The organism is Paeniglutamicibacter sp. GQ140 (genome assembly GCF_059759235.1).
Genome location: NZ_JCAXDW010000002.1, coordinates 275679 through 289954 on the forward strand (window position 1 = coordinate 275679; position 14276 = coordinate 289954).

General features: G+C 65.1%; 14 protein-coding genes. 4 read left to right on the plus strand and 10 right to left on the minus strand.

The window, feature by feature from the left end:
- Position 1: 1 nt before the first annotated feature.
- Together dapD and AC6CHY_RS03980 are read left to right on the plus strand one after the other, a co-directional pair.
- Positions 2 to 964, plus strand: coding sequence for a 2,3,4,5-tetrahydropyridine-2,6-dicarboxylate N-succinyltransferase (gene dapD, locus AC6CHY_RS03975; protein ID WP_217389049.1), 963 nt, complete (start codon positions 2 to 4; stop codon positions 962 to 964).
- Positions 954 to 1871, plus strand: a complete 918-nt coding sequence (locus AC6CHY_RS03980) for a hypothetical protein (RefSeq protein WP_498225579.1) — start codon at positions 954 to 956, stop codon at positions 1869 to 1871. The genes dapD and AC6CHY_RS03980 overlap by 11 nt, the downstream gene beginning before the upstream one ends.
- A 16-nt stretch (positions 1872 to 1887) precedes the next feature.
- On the opposite strand, the gene AC6CHY_RS03985 is transcribed toward AC6CHY_RS03980, so the two are convergent.
- The 4 genes from AC6CHY_RS03985 to fdxA all read right to left on the minus strand — a co-directional run bounded on the left by AC6CHY_RS03985 (position 1888) and on the right by fdxA (position 5544).
- Entirely contained in the window at positions 1888 to 2487 is a 600-nt protein-coding gene (locus AC6CHY_RS03985) for a hypothetical protein (protein ID WP_217389048.1), read from the minus strand.
- Positions 2488 to 2712: 225 nt separating this feature from the next.
- The gene (locus AC6CHY_RS03990) at positions 2713 to 3996 is read right to left on the minus strand and encodes a citrate synthase (protein WP_217389047.1); all 1284 of its coding nucleotides are present in this window, start codon (positions 3994 to 3996) and stop codon (positions 2713 to 2715) included.
- A gap of 103 nt (positions 3997 to 4099) precedes the next feature.
- The gene (dapC, locus tag AC6CHY_RS03995) at positions 4100 to 5209 is read right to left on the minus strand and encodes a succinyldiaminopimelate transaminase (protein WP_498225582.1); all 1110 of its coding nucleotides are present in this window, start codon (positions 5207 to 5209) and stop codon (positions 4100 to 4102) included.
- 11 nt (positions 5210 to 5220) lie between these two features.
- A complete protein-coding gene (fdxA, locus tag AC6CHY_RS04000; protein ID WP_217389045.1) occupies positions 5221 to 5544 on the minus strand; it encodes a ferredoxin in 324 nt (107 codons plus the stop codon).
- A 197-nt stretch (positions 5545 to 5741) separates the two neighbouring features.
- On the opposite strand from fdxA, the gene AC6CHY_RS04005 reads away from it, so the two are divergent.
- Together AC6CHY_RS04005 and AC6CHY_RS04010 are read left to right on the plus strand one after the other, a co-directional pair.
- Complete coding sequence (locus AC6CHY_RS04005; protein ID WP_254456084.1) at positions 5742 to 5984, plus strand: putative acetyltransferase; 243 nt, start codon at positions 5742 to 5744, stop codon at positions 5982 to 5984.
- Positions 5985 to 6060: 76 nt separating this feature from the next.
- Positions 6061 to 6576, plus strand: a complete 516-nt coding sequence (locus AC6CHY_RS04010) for a helix-turn-helix domain-containing protein (protein ID WP_498225584.1) — start codon at positions 6061 to 6063, stop codon at positions 6574 to 6576.
- Positions 6577 to 6677: 101 nt separating this feature from the next.
- Here AC6CHY_RS04010 and AC6CHY_RS04015 read toward each other — a convergent pair whose 3' ends face one another.
- From AC6CHY_RS04015 to AC6CHY_RS04040, 6 genes are all read right to left on the minus strand, one after another.
- Positions 6678 to 7070, minus strand: a complete 393-nt coding sequence (locus tag AC6CHY_RS04015) for a hypothetical protein (protein ID WP_498225585.1) — start codon at positions 7068 to 7070, stop codon at positions 6678 to 6680.
- Positions 7071 to 7098: 28 nt separating this feature from the next.
- Positions 7099 to 9009 carry a translational GTPase TypA gene (gene typA, locus AC6CHY_RS04020; protein ID WP_217389042.1) on the minus strand — a complete coding sequence of 637 codons (1911 nt, stop codon included), beginning with the start codon at positions 9007 to 9009 and terminating at the stop codon, positions 7099 to 7101.
- 332 nt (positions 9010 to 9341) lie between these two features.
- On the minus strand, positions 9342 to 10667 hold the full coding sequence (locus AC6CHY_RS04025; protein ID WP_498225587.1) for a mechanosensitive ion channel: 1326 nt from the start codon (positions 10665 to 10667) through the stop codon (positions 9342 to 9344).
- A gap of 253 nt (positions 10668 to 10920) precedes the next feature.
- On the minus strand, positions 10921 to 12006 hold the full coding sequence (ychF, locus tag AC6CHY_RS04030) for a redox-regulated ATPase YchF (RefSeq protein ID WP_217389040.1): 1086 nt from the start codon (positions 12004 to 12006) through the stop codon (positions 10921 to 10923).
- A 182-nt stretch (positions 12007 to 12188) separates the two neighbouring features.
- Positions 12189 to 13289 carry a 4-hydroxy-3-methylbut-2-enyl diphosphate reductase gene (locus AC6CHY_RS04035; protein WP_498225588.1) on the minus strand — a complete coding sequence of 367 codons (1101 nt, stop codon included), beginning with the start codon at positions 13287 to 13289 and terminating at the stop codon, positions 12189 to 12191.
- Between the two features lie 54 nt (positions 13290 to 13343).
- On the minus strand, positions 13344 to 14267 hold the full coding sequence (locus tag AC6CHY_RS04040; RefSeq protein ID WP_498225590.1) for a hypothetical protein: 924 nt from the start codon (positions 14265 to 14267) through the stop codon (positions 13344 to 13346).
- Positions 14268 to 14276 lie beyond the last annotated feature (9 nt).

Below are 14276 nucleotides of genomic sequence, written 5' to 3' on the forward strand. Positions count from 1 at the left end.
CATGACTTCGGTAGACACCAACGCAACGCCCGCTTCCGCGCAAGACCTCAGGATCGCCTCGGCCCACGGCCTGGCCACCTATGCCGCCGACGGCGCGGTTCTGGACGCCTGGTTCCCCGCGCCCGTCATGGGCGAGCTGGACGACGCGGCACAGATCTCCGGCGACCTGGCCGCCGCCGCCCGCGACGACGCCGAGCGCGGCACGACCCAGGCGGTCATCGCCCTGGAGATCAACCTCGACGTCGCCCCCGCCGACACCGCGGACGTCTGGCTGCGCCTGCACCTGCTCTCCCACCGCCTGGTGACCCCGAACAACGTCAACCTCGAGGGGGCCTTTGGCCTGCTACAGAACGTGGTGTGGACGAACTTCGGGCCCTGCGCCGTGGCCGACTTCGAGCGCACCCGCCTGCGCTTGCGCTCCCGCGGGGCGCTGACCGTGTACGGGGTCGACAAGTTCCCGCGCATGCTCGACTACGTCGTTCCCGCCGGCGTGCGCGTTGCCGACGGCGGCCGCGTCCGCCTCGGTGCCCACCTGGCCCCCGGCACCACCGTCATGCACGAGGGCTTCGTGAACTTCAACGCCGGCACCCTGGGCGCCTCCATGGTCGAGGGCCGGATCTCCGCCTCGGTCGTGGTGGGCAACGGCTCGGACGTGGGCGGCGGCGCCTCCATCATGGGCACCCTCTCCGGCGGCGGCAAGGAAAAGATCGTCATCGGCGAACGCGTGCTGCTGGGCGCCAACTCCGGCGTGGGCATTTCCATCGGGGACGACTCGGTCGTCGAGGCCGGGCTGTACGTCACCGCCGGGACCCGCGTCCAGCTCGGGGACGCGGTGGTCAAGGCCTCGGAACTCTCCGGCGTCTCCAACCTGCTCTTCCGCCGCAACTCCCTTACCGGCGCCGTGGAGGCACTGCCGCGCGCCGGCCAACACGTCGAATTGAACAGCGTCCTGCATGCCAACTAACGCACACCAACGCGTTCTCGCGTTGGACTCGCGGGGCGCCGAGCAGCACCACGGCCGGCACCGCGGGCCCCGACGCTGGGGCCGCACCCTGCTGGCCCTGGTGCTTGCCTTGGGGCTCATCGCGGGTGGGCTCTACGCAGCGGTGAACTTCATCGGGATCGATGCCACGGTGGTGCGCCAGAAATGCACCGCCCTGGTGGGTTCCACGCTGCACACCCTGACCCCCGACCAGGCGTCGAATGCCGCGGTGATTGCCGGGGTCGCCGGCAAGCGCGGCATGCCCACGCGGGCCGCCACCATCGGGATCGCCACCGCCATCCAGGAATCCAAGCTCACCAACATCGACTACGGCGACAACGCCGGCCCCGACTCCAAGGGCCTGTTCCAGCAGCGTCCGTCCATGGGCTGGGGCACCGAGGCGCAGGTCCAGGATCCGGTCTATGCGGCGAACCGCTTTTTCCAGGAGCTGGAGACCTTCGACTACCAGTCCATGGCACTGACCGATGCGGCGCAAAAGGTGCAGCGCTCGGCCTACCCCGGGGCCTACGCCCAGCACGAGGAGAAGGCCAGTGCCTTTGCTTCGGCACTGACAGGGGCCTCCCCCTCGACGCTCAATTGCACGCTGCGCCCGGCGGAGGCCGCCGGCTCGGCGAAGTCGGTGGCGGCCGACCTGTTGGCGGCCACCGGCAAGGATGCCGACGAGCCGTCCGGAAACAACGTGCGGATTCCGGTGCGCGGGCAACAGGGCTGGGCCACCGCCCAGTGGGCAGTGGCCAACGCGCAGAAGCACAACATCGAGTCGGTCTCCTACGCCGGGCTCGTGTGGAACCGCGCCGAGGGCCGCTGGGTGCCGGCGGCAACCACCGACGGGTACGTCATCATCTCCCTGGCCGGTTCCCCGAAATGACGCCCAGCCTGCGCGCCTAGGTCATCAGTTCGATGATGGGCTGCAGGTAGCTGCGGAAAAGCGTCGCGTCCCGCATCAGTTCCTGGCTCAGGATCACCGTGTTCGGTTCCACGAACCAGGCACGGCGTTCGGACAGCGGAAGCTCGACCAGCTTCAGGTGCAGGTCATCGACGTTCCTGCCCTCCAGCTCGCGTTCGGCAAAGAGATGGGCCAGCAGCGCCAGCCGCTCCTTTGTATTGTCCTGGCAGTATTCCCGGTACTCCCCCAGCCGGTTCTGCGTCCAGGTGTAGGCATTGCCGTAGTGGGCCCGCAGAAGGTGCTGCAGGCTCGGCGAATCGGAGAAGCCCGCAAAATCCGGTTCCGCGTCGATGTCGATGGTCGGATGGTCATCGGCAAGGATCCTCTCCCACCAGCTCTGCCATTCCTGGCGCAGCTCGCCGGCGGCAATCACCGCTCCCTCGCGTGCGGCGGCCGGCTTGACCCGGGGAGTCAGCGGCGCGAGGAACATGGCATCCACGGGCTCGATGGCCGCCAGATCCCGGAAATACAGCGCCAGCAACATCTCCTTGTCGATATCCGCCGAAACCTTCCAACCCGAACCAGACTCCAGCACCATGTGTGCACACCCGTTTCCTTGAAATCGCTCGCCTATCTCTAGGATAAGCCCGGAATCGCAGGTTTGCCCCGAAATTCAGGAGACCTGATGCAGCCGGCCGCGCATGCAAAAGGGGTCGGTGCCGTCGAAGGAGATTTACTCCTGCGACGGCACCGACCCCCGGGGATGCAATGCTGCCGGCCGAGGGCCGCGGGAATGACTCCCTGCGACGCCTGCCGGACGTCCCTAGTTGTTCGGGTAGCTGCGCTCGGACTCGCCGATGTAGAGCTGGCGCGGACGCCCGATCTTCATTTCCGGGTCCTGGATCATTTCGCGCCACTGGGCAATCCAGCCCGGCAGGCGGCCGATGGCGAAGAGCACGGTGAACATCTTCTCCGGGAAGCCCATGGCCTTGTAGATCAGGCCGGTGTAGAAGTCGACGTTCGGGTAGAGCTTGCGCGAGATGAAGTAGTCATCGTTCAGTGCGCGCTCTTCGAGGGACATCGCGATGTCCAGCAGCTCGTCGTTGCCGCCGAGCTTGCCCAGGATCTCGTGGGCCGTGTTCTTGATGATCTTGGCGCGCGGATCGTAGTTCTTGTAGACACGGTGCCCGAATCCCATGAGGCGGACGCCGTCTTCCTTGTTCTTGACCTTCTCCATGAAGTCCGCGGGCTTCAGTCCGTCGGACTGGATCTGGCGCAGCATCTTCAGCACCGCCTCGTTGGCGCCGCCGTGGGCGGGGCCGAAGAGGGCGTTGATGCCGGCGGAGACCGAGGCGAACATGTTCGCGTTGGAGGAACCGACCAGGCGCACCGTGGAGGTGGAACAGTTCTGCTCGTGGTCCGCGTGCAGGATCAGCAGCTGGTCAAGGGCCTTGACCATGACCGGGTCCATGTCATACGGTTCGGCGGCCAGGCCGAAGCTCAGGCGCATGAAGTTCTCGACCAGGTTCATCGAGTTGTCCGGGTACAGCAGTGCCTGGCCGATGGACTTCTTGTGCGCGTAGGCTGCAAGCACCGGCATCTTGGCCAACAGGCGGATGGTCGAGAGCTCGACCTGCTCCTCGTTGAACGGGTCCAGCGAATCCTGGTACCAGGTGGACAGCGCTGACACGGCCGAGGACAGCACCGGCATCGGGTGCGCGTCGCGCGGGAAGCCGCCGAAGAAGCCCTTGAGCTCCTCGTGCAGCAGGGTGTGCCGGCGAATCTTCTGGTCAAAGTTTTCCAACTCGGTGGCCGAGGGCAGGTTGCCGTAGATCAGCAGGTAGCTGGTCTCCAGGAAGCTGGACTTCTCGGCGAGCTGCTCGATCGGGTAGCCGCGGTAGCGCAGGATGCCCGCGTCGCCGTCGATAAAGGTGATTGCGGACTTGGTTGCCGCAGTGTTCATGAAGCCGGGGTCGTATGTCACGCCACCTGTCGCCTTCAACAGGGGTGCGATGTTAAAGCCATTGTTGCCTTCTACCGCGGGCACAACAGGGAGTTCGATGTTGTTGCCGCCGAAGCTGAGCTGAGCAGAATTGTTATCCGTCATTGTCTCTCCTAACCGGAATGCAGATGAATCCGATGGTCAGTAATCACTGTCACGCTACCTTTTAGTAGGCGATTGGCACCAATTGGTTGGTCACGCTTGTCTTTCAGGCTGCCGCATTCAACCGCTCGACGGCGCTTGCAATGCGCTCGTCGCTGGCGGTCAGCGCGATCCTCACGAAGTTCTCCCCGGCGGTCCCGTAGAACGCGCCGGGACCGGCCACGATGCCCAGCTCGGCAAGCCGACCGAGGGTGGTCCAGCAGTCCTCGTCCGCGGTGCACCACAGGTACAGCCCGCCGACCGAGTCAACGATGCGCAAACCGAATGCCCCGAGTGCCGGGACGAGCGCCTCGCGGCGTGCCCGGTAAAGATCTTTTTGTGTCCTGACATGGTCGTCGTCGTTCAGTGCCGCAATCATGGCGGACTGCACCGGAGCCGGCACGATCATTCCCGCGTGCTTGCGGTTGTTGACCAGCGCGGGCATCAGGTTCGGGGCCCCGGCCACGAAGGCGGCCCGGTAGCCGGCGATGTTCGACTGCTTGGACAACGAGTACACACTCAGCAGGTCGGTGAAGTCCCCGCCGCAGACGGATTCGTGAAGGACGCTCAGAACGCCCGACTCGTGTTCGCCCCAGCCGAGTTCGGCGTAACATTCATCCGAGGCCACCACCGCGCCCAGCGAGCGAGCGTCATCGACGAGCGCCTTCAGTTCCGCAACACCGCGGACGATGCCCGTGGGGTTGCCCGGCGAGTTGACCCACACCAGTTTCACGCGCGCGCGGTCGGCCTCGGAGAGGTCCTCCAGCGAATCCGCGGCGATCGAGTCGGCCCCTGCGAGCTGCGCGCCGATGTCGTAGGTGGGGTAGGCGACGAGCGGGCGGACCACCAGGTCGCCGGCACCCAGGCCCAGCAGCAGCGGCAGCCAGGCCACCAGCTCCTTGGAGCCGACGGTCGGCATGACGTCGTCGGCGGCCAGGCCACGCACGTCGCGCCGGCGGGCAAACCAATGCACGATGGCCTCGCGCAGCTGAACCGTGCCATGGGTGGTCGGGTAGCCCGGGGCATTTGCGCCCTCGCGCAAGGCCTGGGTGATCACCTCGGGGGTCGGATCAACGGGGGTGCCGATGGAGAGGTTCACGGCCCCGCCCTCGTGCTCGGCGGCGCGGGCCGCGTACGGGGCAAGGGCATTCCAGGGGTAGTCAGGAAGCGTCAGCATGGTGGCGGCGGTCAGTCCTGGATTTGGGGCGGGAGGGCGGAGATGATCGGGTGGTCAATGCCCATGTTGCCGAGCTTGGCCGCGCCGCCGGGGGAACCGACCTCGTCGAAGAACTCCACATTGGCCTTGTAGTAGTCGGCCCACTGGTCCGGGACGTCGTCCTCGTAGTAAATGGCCTCCACCGGGCACACCGGTTCGCAGGCGCCGCAGTCAACGCATTCGTCGGGGTGGATGTACAGCGAGCGTTCGCCCTCGTAGATGCAATCCACGGGGCATTCCTCGATGCACGCCTTGTCTTTGACGTCGACGCACGGCTGGGCGATGATGTAGGTCACGGTACCCGGGGCCTTCCTTTACAACGAATCATGAACTGTTTGGTCATGCGGCACGCGGCTATGCATGCTCTCCAATAGCTTAGTACCGTTGGGGCCGCTTTGCCCCGTCGAACAGCGCCCGGGGACCCGAATGTGGCCTCGGACACATCAAGGCCGGAGGGGCCGTCCCGGGGTGCATCCCGGCCTAGACTCGAGACATGAGTCCGGATTTCCTTTCCACGATCCAGGTCGGCGCCCGCGTGGTCATTCGCTATCGCCTGGCACCCGACGAGCGGGGAAACGCCGGAGAGCAATTCACCGACGCGCTGGGCCACGTGCGCTCGGTGACCGAGACCCAGGTGCTCATCGAGACCCGCGGCGGACTGGTGCACATCGACCGCGCCGGAATCACCCACGCCAAGGCCGTCCCTCCCCCGCCGCCCCGGCGGCAGCGCGGCTGACGCGCACGGCCGCCAGCCACACGCCGACCGATTTGAAAGTTTCAATCAGTGGCGTGATTTCCCGTATGCTAAAAACATGGCCACTGATGAAGAGGTACAGGCCCGTGCCAGGGCGTTGAGCTCCCCGCTCCGCCTTCGCATCCTGCGACTTTGCTTGCACGAATCGCGTACCAACAAGGAAATAGCGGACATGCTGGACATCAATCCGGCGACCTCGCTCCACCATGTGCGAACCCTGCTCTCCAACGGGTTCCTCGCAGCCGAAGAGACGCGCCGGGGCAACCGAGGGGCCAAGGAAGTGCCCTACCGCAGCACGAAACTCTCGTGGGGCACCAAGCTGCCGGACGCCGCACCCCTGCTCGTCGACACGTTCCTGCAGGAAATCGACGGCCTGGCTCCGCAGGAAATCCAGGTCATGCGCGTGGGCCTGAAGCTCAGCGAGGCCACGCAGAAGGAGATGATGTCGCGCATCCACGCCGTCATCGAGGACTACGCCATGCGCGATGCCGAGTTCGACGGGGTGGCCACCTCCCTCTTCCTGGCACATCACCTGGATATGAAGTCAACCAAGTCCGAGCCCCGCACCGCATAGGTCCCGGAGATCAGGCAAGGCCCCCGCAGAACTGCGGGGGCCTTGCCTGATGTAATCCGTTATTGCGTTTTATTGCGCTGCGGACAGTCCCAATCCGGGCCTCAGCCGCGCGACCGGGCAGCGTTGCGCAAATGCCGGGAAGCCAACAGGATCGCAACGATGACAGGCACGATGATGCCGTACACCCAAATGCCGCCGGCCAGTGCCGGGCCCGGCAGCATCTCGAAGTACTGGGTCGAGACGATCATCTGGTTGTTCGAGTCGGTCGCGATCAATGCCACGAACACGTACGTCGCCAAGCCGGCGAGGGCGCTGACCCACAGCTTGCCGCGCAGCAGCCCCACCCAGTAGGTCAGGGCCCCGGTCAGCAGCAGAGCCAGGGAGGCGCCCCAGGGAATCGGGACGTCCCCGGCGTAGCTAATCGACGCGTGAAGGATAGTACCCACCACCGCGGCCAGCGCCCCGGCCGCAAATGCGGCCAAGACGCTGTACACGGTGGTGGCTACGGAGCCTGGTGCCTGATTAGTTCTTGGCCCGGGCACGGTTGGACTTGGCGCGGTCGCCGGCGTTCAGGATGAGCTTACGGATACGGATTGCCTCCGGGGTAACCTCAACGCACTCGTCCTCACGGGCGAATTCGAGGGACTCCTCGAGAGTCAGGTTGCGCGGCGGGGTCATGTTCTCGAAGGTGTCCGAGGAAGCTGCACGCATGTTGGTGAGCTGCTTTTCCCTCGTGATGTTCACGTCCATGTCGTCTGCGCGAGAGTTCTCGCCGACGATCATGCCCTCGTAGACCTCGGAGGTCGGTGCCACGAAGAAGGACATGCGCTCCTGGAGCTTGATCATCGCGAACGGGGTGACGACGCCGGAGCGGTCAGCCACGATCGAACCGTTGGTGCGATATTCGATCGGACCGGCCCATGGCTCGTAGCCCTCGGCCAACGAAGCGGCAATGCCTGCACCGCGGGTGTCGGTGAGGAAACGGGTACGGAAGCCGATCAGGCCACGTGCCGGAACCATGAACTCCATGCGGCACCAGCCGGTGCCGTGGTTGGCCATGTTGGTCATGCGGCCCTTGCGGGCAGCCATCAGCTGGGTCACGGCGCCAAGGAATTCCTCGGGCACGTCGATGGTCATGTGCTCCATCGGCTCGTGCAGCTTGCCGTCGATCATCTTGGTGACAACCTGCGGCTTGCCGACGGTCAGCTCGAAGCCTTCGCGACGCATCTGCTCCACGAGGATGGCCAGTGCCAATTCGCCACGGCCCTGGACTTCCCAGGCATCCGGACGTTCGGTCGGAAGGATGTTCAGCGAAACGTTGCCGATCAGTTCCTTGTCAAGACGGTCCTTGACCTGGCGGGCGGTGACCTTGGCACCCTTGACCTTGCCGGCCAGCGGCGAGGTGTTGATACCGATGGTCATCGAGATGGCCGGCGGGTCGACGGTGATCAGCGGCAGCGGCTTCGGGTTCTCGATGTCGGTGAGGGTCTCGCCGATCATGATGTCTTCGATGCCTGCAACTGCGACGATCTCGCCCGGTCCAGCGGACTCGGCCGGAACACGGGTCAGGCCCTTGGTGGCCAGCAGTTCGGTGATCTTTACGGTCTTGAGCTCGCCGTCCTGGCGGGCCCATGCAACCTGCTGGCCCTTGCGCAAGGTGCCGTTGAAGATGCGCATCAGCGCCAGGCGACCCAGGAACGGGGAAGCGTCAAGGTTGGTGACGTGTGCCTGAAGAACTTCGCCCTCGGTGTAGGTCGGGGCGGGGACGTGCTTGATGATGGTCTCGAACAGCGGCTCGAGGTCCTCGTTGTCCGGCATGGTGCCGTCGGCGGGCTGGTTCACCGAGGCGAAGCCGGCCTTGCCCGAGGCGAAGACGACCGGGACGTTCAGGATCTTGTCCAGGTCCAGGTCCGGGGCTTCGTCGGCCAGGTCGGAGGCCAGGCCGAGGAGCAGGTCCATGGAATCGGAGACGACGCCGTCGATGCGGGCATCGGGACGGTCGGTCTTGTTCACCACGATGATGACCGGCAGGTTGGCAACGAGTGCCTTGCGCAGCACGAAGCGGGTCTGCGGCAGCGGGCCCTCGGAGGCATCCACGAGCAGCACAACGCCGTCGACCATGGACAGGCCGCGCTCGACCTCACCGCCGAAGTCGGCGTGGCCGGGGGTGTCGATGATGTTCATGGTCATCTTGTGGCCGTTGGCTGCCGGCCCCTCGTAGAACACGGTGGTGTTCTTGGCCAGGATGGTGATGCCCTTTTCGCGTTCCAGCTCGCCAGAGTCCATCACGCGGTCTTCGGTTTCACCGTGGCTGTCGAACGCACCGGTCTGCTGGAGCATTGCGTTGACCAGGGTGGTCTTGCCGTGGTCAACGTGCGCAACGATGGCTACGTTGCGCAGGTCTTCACGAGCGATGATGGTGGTATCTGACATGCGAAAAGGCTCACTTCTTCTAGAGAATTTGGGTCTCGGGGGTCGGGGCCACGACTGACCCAATTAACCATTCTAGTCCTATTGGGAAATCTGGTGTTAAACGTGCCTTATCTCACGCATGAACACTTGGTCGAGCCAGACCGGGCGGGTCTAGGCTGCGGCACTTGCGGTGGGCCCGAGCGGCCCCGTTTTGGTCGGCGCGGCACAATGGGCAGGCACGCGCTGTGCGTCTCTCCCGCGGCATAAAGCAGGGCGGCTTCGGAAGTAATTCCCGAAACCGCCCTGCCGGTGCCGTACGGCGAACCTGCGCCGCCGTCACCTGTTGTCGATGCCTAGCCCATCGGGTTGACCGGTCCGGCGTGGGCCGGAGGAACCGGCGGCGGCTGCTTATTTTCCAGCTTCTGCAGCGACCGGGCGGCAGCTTCGCGTCCACCCAGGCCGTAGGCCAGTGCCGCGGCCAACGCTCCGCCGATGACCACCGCGCCAAAGGCCATGTTGATGATGGAATCGGCTATGCCCATGTACTTCAGGCCCATCGCGATGAACAGTGCGATGGTGGCCCAACGGATCACCGTGGCGGCCGTTCCCGGTCCGACGATCTTGACCACGATGTTGGCGATCAGGAATCCCGCCGCGATGATCAACCCGCCGAACAGCACGCTGCCGCCAAGGGCCAGGATCTGGTTGAGGATATTGGTGACTTCAGGGAAGTTCAGCTGCCGTGCCGCCATGATGCCGAAGAACAACATGATGGCGATCTTCACCAGCAGCGCGATGATGCCCGAGGCACTCCGGTCGGCGGGGACAATTCCCCACCTGTGCACCACCGAGTCGGTTCCGATTCCCTGAAGTGTGCTTTCCAGGATCGTTCCGACAAATTTGGCGATGATATAACCAATGGCCAGCAAGATCAGCGCGGCGATGATTTGCGGGATCGCGTTCATGATCATCGTCAGCATCTGCTGGGCCGGATCCGAAATGGCAGCGATTCCCAAAACCTGGAGGGCACTAATGCCCACCACGATGATGATGATGGCAAAGAGCAGGTTTCCAATGACCGAGATGATCTTGGCGTTCTGTTCACGTGTCGCGACGGGGTCGACTTCTTCCGTCCCGCGCCGGAACCTGGCAGTGATTCTGCTGAAATCGATGGTACCCAATGCCGTGGTCACCAGTTGCCGCACGATCTTGGCGATCATGTACCCGATGAAGAAGATGATTCCCGCACCAATGAGGTTCGGGATGAAGGCCATGACCTTGCCGAGCAGATCCTGCACCGGGGTCAAGACCTCGGAGAGTGCAAAGACTTGCAGGATGGCAACGAGCCCAAAGAGCCAGATGATCAGTGCCGCAATTTTGCCGAGTGATTCCCCCAGTTGTTGTCCGTCGTTGCCTTGACGCTGCAACCCTTTAACCCGCCCCACGAGTTTTCCAATGGCCCACTTGACCAACTTGGCCAACAGCCAAGTCACCAGCAGGATTATTACGGCGATGGCAACTTTTTGTGCCATGCCCGTCCAATCGAAACTTTCCATGTTCATGAGAAATCCTTCACTTGGAGAAAACGTGCCTGCGAACTGCTGTCCTTTCCGAATAGAGTGCTGACTATAGGAAACATGCTTCGGGACACTAAAACAACCAATGGTTGCGATGGACATCCTGCGGTTTCAGCGGACAATGAAGCCCAATGCAGCGAAATCACCGGAATCATGGGTGGCTAATGGCACAGATACTCCGTTTGGTTGGATCTGCGCCACGAATCAAGTGTTTCCGGATCGGGTACTTGTCCTCCGGAGTATGGCATGATGGCCAGCCGATGCTGTCCCTGCCGCAGGTCGCTTCGCGGGATAGCCGCCTGAACGCAGAAATGGCGCAACTCTCTCGAGTTGCGCCATTTCTCCATGCCGGGAACTAGACGTTGAAGCGGAACTCCACCACGTCGCCGTCCTTCATGATGTATTCCTTGCCTTCGATGCGCGCCTTGCCGGCGGACTTGGCCGCGGCGACGGATCCGGCCTCGACCAATTCCTCGAAGCCGAAGACCTCGGCCTTGATGAAGCCGCGCTGGAAGTCGGTGTGGATGACGCCAGCGGCCTGCGGGGCGGTGGCGCCCTTGGGGATGGTCCAGGCGCGGGTTTCCTTCGGTCCTGCGGTCAGGTAGGTCTGCAGCCCCAGGGTGTCGAAGCCCACGCGTGCCAGCTTGTCGAGGCCGGACTCGGTGTAGCCGGCGTCCTCCAGCATTTCCTCGGCTTCTTCCTCGGTCAGCTCGGCCAGCTCGGATTCGAACTGCGCATCAAGGAAGATGGCCTCGGCCGGTGCGACCAGTGCGGAAAGCTCGGCCTGCATCTCGGTGTTGGCCAGGCCTTCCTCGTCGGTGTTGAAGACGTAGATGAAGGGCTTGGTGGTCATCAGCTGCAGCGGGGCCAGCTCTTCGATGTCGATGCCTGCCGCCTTGCCGGCGGAGTAGAGGGTCTTGCCCTCCTCGAGGACCTTCTGCGCGGCCTTGACCACGTCGATGAAGGAAGCCTCGATCTTCTTGGCGCGCAGCTCCTTCTCGAGGCGCGGCAGCTGGTTCTCGATGGTCTGCATGTCGGCGAGGATCAGCTCGGTGGCGATCGTCTCGATATCCGAGGCCGGGTCGACCTTGCCGTCGACGTGGATCACGTCGGGGTCCGAGAAGACGCGCGTCACCTGGCAGATCGCCTCGGCCTCGCGGATGTTGGCCAGGAACTTGTTGCCCAGGCCCTCACCTTCCGAGGCACCCTTGACGATGCCGGCGATGTCCACGAAGGACACGGTTGCCGGCAGGATGCGCTCGGAGCCGAAAATCGACGCGAGCACCTTCAGCCGGGCATCGGGCAACGGCACGACACCCACGTTGGGTTCGATGGTCGCGAAAGGGTAGTTGGCCGCGAGGACCTGCGCGCGGGTAAGAGCATTGAACATTGTTGACTTGCCGACATTGGGCAGTCCGACGATTCCGATTGTAAGAGCCACGGAAGTAGAGTCTACCGTCCAATAAGTGTCGGTGCTTGCTGGCGCCGTTTTGCGATGGACGCGAGGGTCCCGGCGGCGCCCGCGCGTGGCCGGGCGGCAGTGGCGTGGCGCCCGCCTATTGCGAGGGCGCCACGCCACTGTTCACAGGTGCGGTCCCCGGTGGGGGTGCCGCTCCGGGGAGGCTAGCTGCTGATGTCCGACTTGGTGATGCGCCCGCCCGGGCCGCGGGAGTCGTCCCCGGCTTCCTTGAGCTTGGCGCGGATCTCCTTGGGCAGCGAGAAGAGGATGTCTTCCTGCGCCGTGGTGACTTCCTCGACGCTGCCGTAACCGTACTCGGCGAGCAGTGCCAGCACGTCGCGGACCAGGACCTCGGGAACCGAGGCGCCGGAGGTCACCCCGACGGTTGCCACGCCCTCGAACCAGGACTCGTCGACCTCCGAGGCATAGTCCACGCGGTGGGCGGCCTTCGCCCCGTATTCAAGGGCAACCTCCACCAGGCGCACCGAGTTCGAGGAGTTCGAGGAGCCGACGACGATGACCAGGTCGCTCTTCGGGGCGATGGCCTTGATCGCGTCCTGGCGGTTGGTCGTGGCATAGCAGATGTCGTCGCTGGGCGGATCCTGCAGCTTCGGGAAGCGGGCGCGCAGGCGGCGCACCGTCTCCATGGTCTCGTCGACGCTGAGCGTGGTCTGCGAGAGCCAGATGAGCTTGTCGGGGTTCGTGACCTCGATGGTGTCGGCCTCGTCTGGATTGTTCACGATCTGCGTGTGCTCCGGGGCCTCGCCGTAGGTGCCCTCGACCTCTTCGTGGCCCTCGTGCCCGATCAGCAGGATCTCGTAGTCGTCCTTGGCGAAGCGCACCGCTTCCTTGTGCACCTTGGTGACCAGCGGGCAGGTCGCGTCGATGGTGCGCAGGCCGCGGTCCGCGGCCGACTGCACCACGGCCGGGGACACGCCGTGGGCGGAGAAGACAACCAGCGCGCCCTCGGGCACTTCCTCGTTTTCCTCCACGAAGATGGCGCCGCGGGCCTCGAGCGTGGAAACGACGTGCAGGTTGTGGACGATCTGCTTGCGGACGTAGACCGGGGCGCCGTAGTGCTCCAGCGCCTTTTCCACCGCAATGACCGCGCGGTCGACGCCGGCGCAGTAGCCGCGCGGGGCGGCCAGCAGGACGTTGCGCTCGCCCTGGATCGGCGCCGCGGCGGCGATTTCCGCCGGGCTGCGACGGGTGCGCGGGATCTTGGGCATCGGAAGGGAGACCTGAACGGTGGAACTGGTAGCCATGGGTCCAAGTCTACTGGGGCGGGCAAAATCGGCGGTGTGGATTCCGCCACCGGCCTAGCCGCGTCTCGGGGTCCGCTCCCCGCGGGCGGCCCAGATGGCCCACCCGATCCCCGCGATCACCAGCACGATGCCGCCGCCGCCCAGGATCGTGGCGAGTGTGCCCACTTCTTCCCCCAGTGCGGCAAGCACCCGGCCGGTGACCAAGCTCTCCAGGCCGGAGGCCTGTGCGGTGGCATTCCCCGTCCCGAGGTTGCCGAACCACAGCCGCGCGGCGCCGCCCAATGCCAGTGCCGTGGACCCGCCGGCGAGCACCGCCCATGGCCGCCCGCCCCGGGTGGCCAGCAGCAGTCCGGCCGCGGCGGCCACCACGGCCCCGGCGAGCATCCAGCCCCAGGCCCGCGCCACCTCCAGCCAGGCGTTCAGGGTTTCGGCCCGGAGCTGCTGCGCATCGGGCCAGCCGGTGTCGAGCACGGTGGGCGGCATCGAGAGGGTCGCGGGCAACAGGGCGCCCAGGGCGGAGCCGTCGAGGGACGCATGCAGGGTGCCGTATCCGCTGCCCAGCAGCGGGGCCAGGTCAAGGCGCAGCGTGACCTGTTCGCCCTGTGCCGGCTCCGCCAGCCGGGAGGTGAAGTCGGCGCGGGCGGACTCAATCGTCGTGCCCCAGGCCTCGGGGAAACCGGGGTCGTCCAGCAGTGCCCCGCCGGCGGTGGCGATGGCATTTTGCAGCGGGCCGGCCAGTTGCGGCGGCACCGCGGTGTCCCGGATGATGCGGTCCCCCAGCGCGGCGCCGAGTTCCGCGGGCAGCACCCGGCGCAGCTCGGGGTCGGTGGCCAGCGGGCCCAGGATGCGCCCCAGCGGCCCGGGGGTGTCGGCCAGGGTGGTGGCGGAGGACCCCAGCAGCGACCCGGTGCCCAGCAGCACGGCGAGCATCAGCAGGGCGCTGGCGGCGATGTTGCGCGAAGGTGTTGATATTCTCACGTTGCTCCT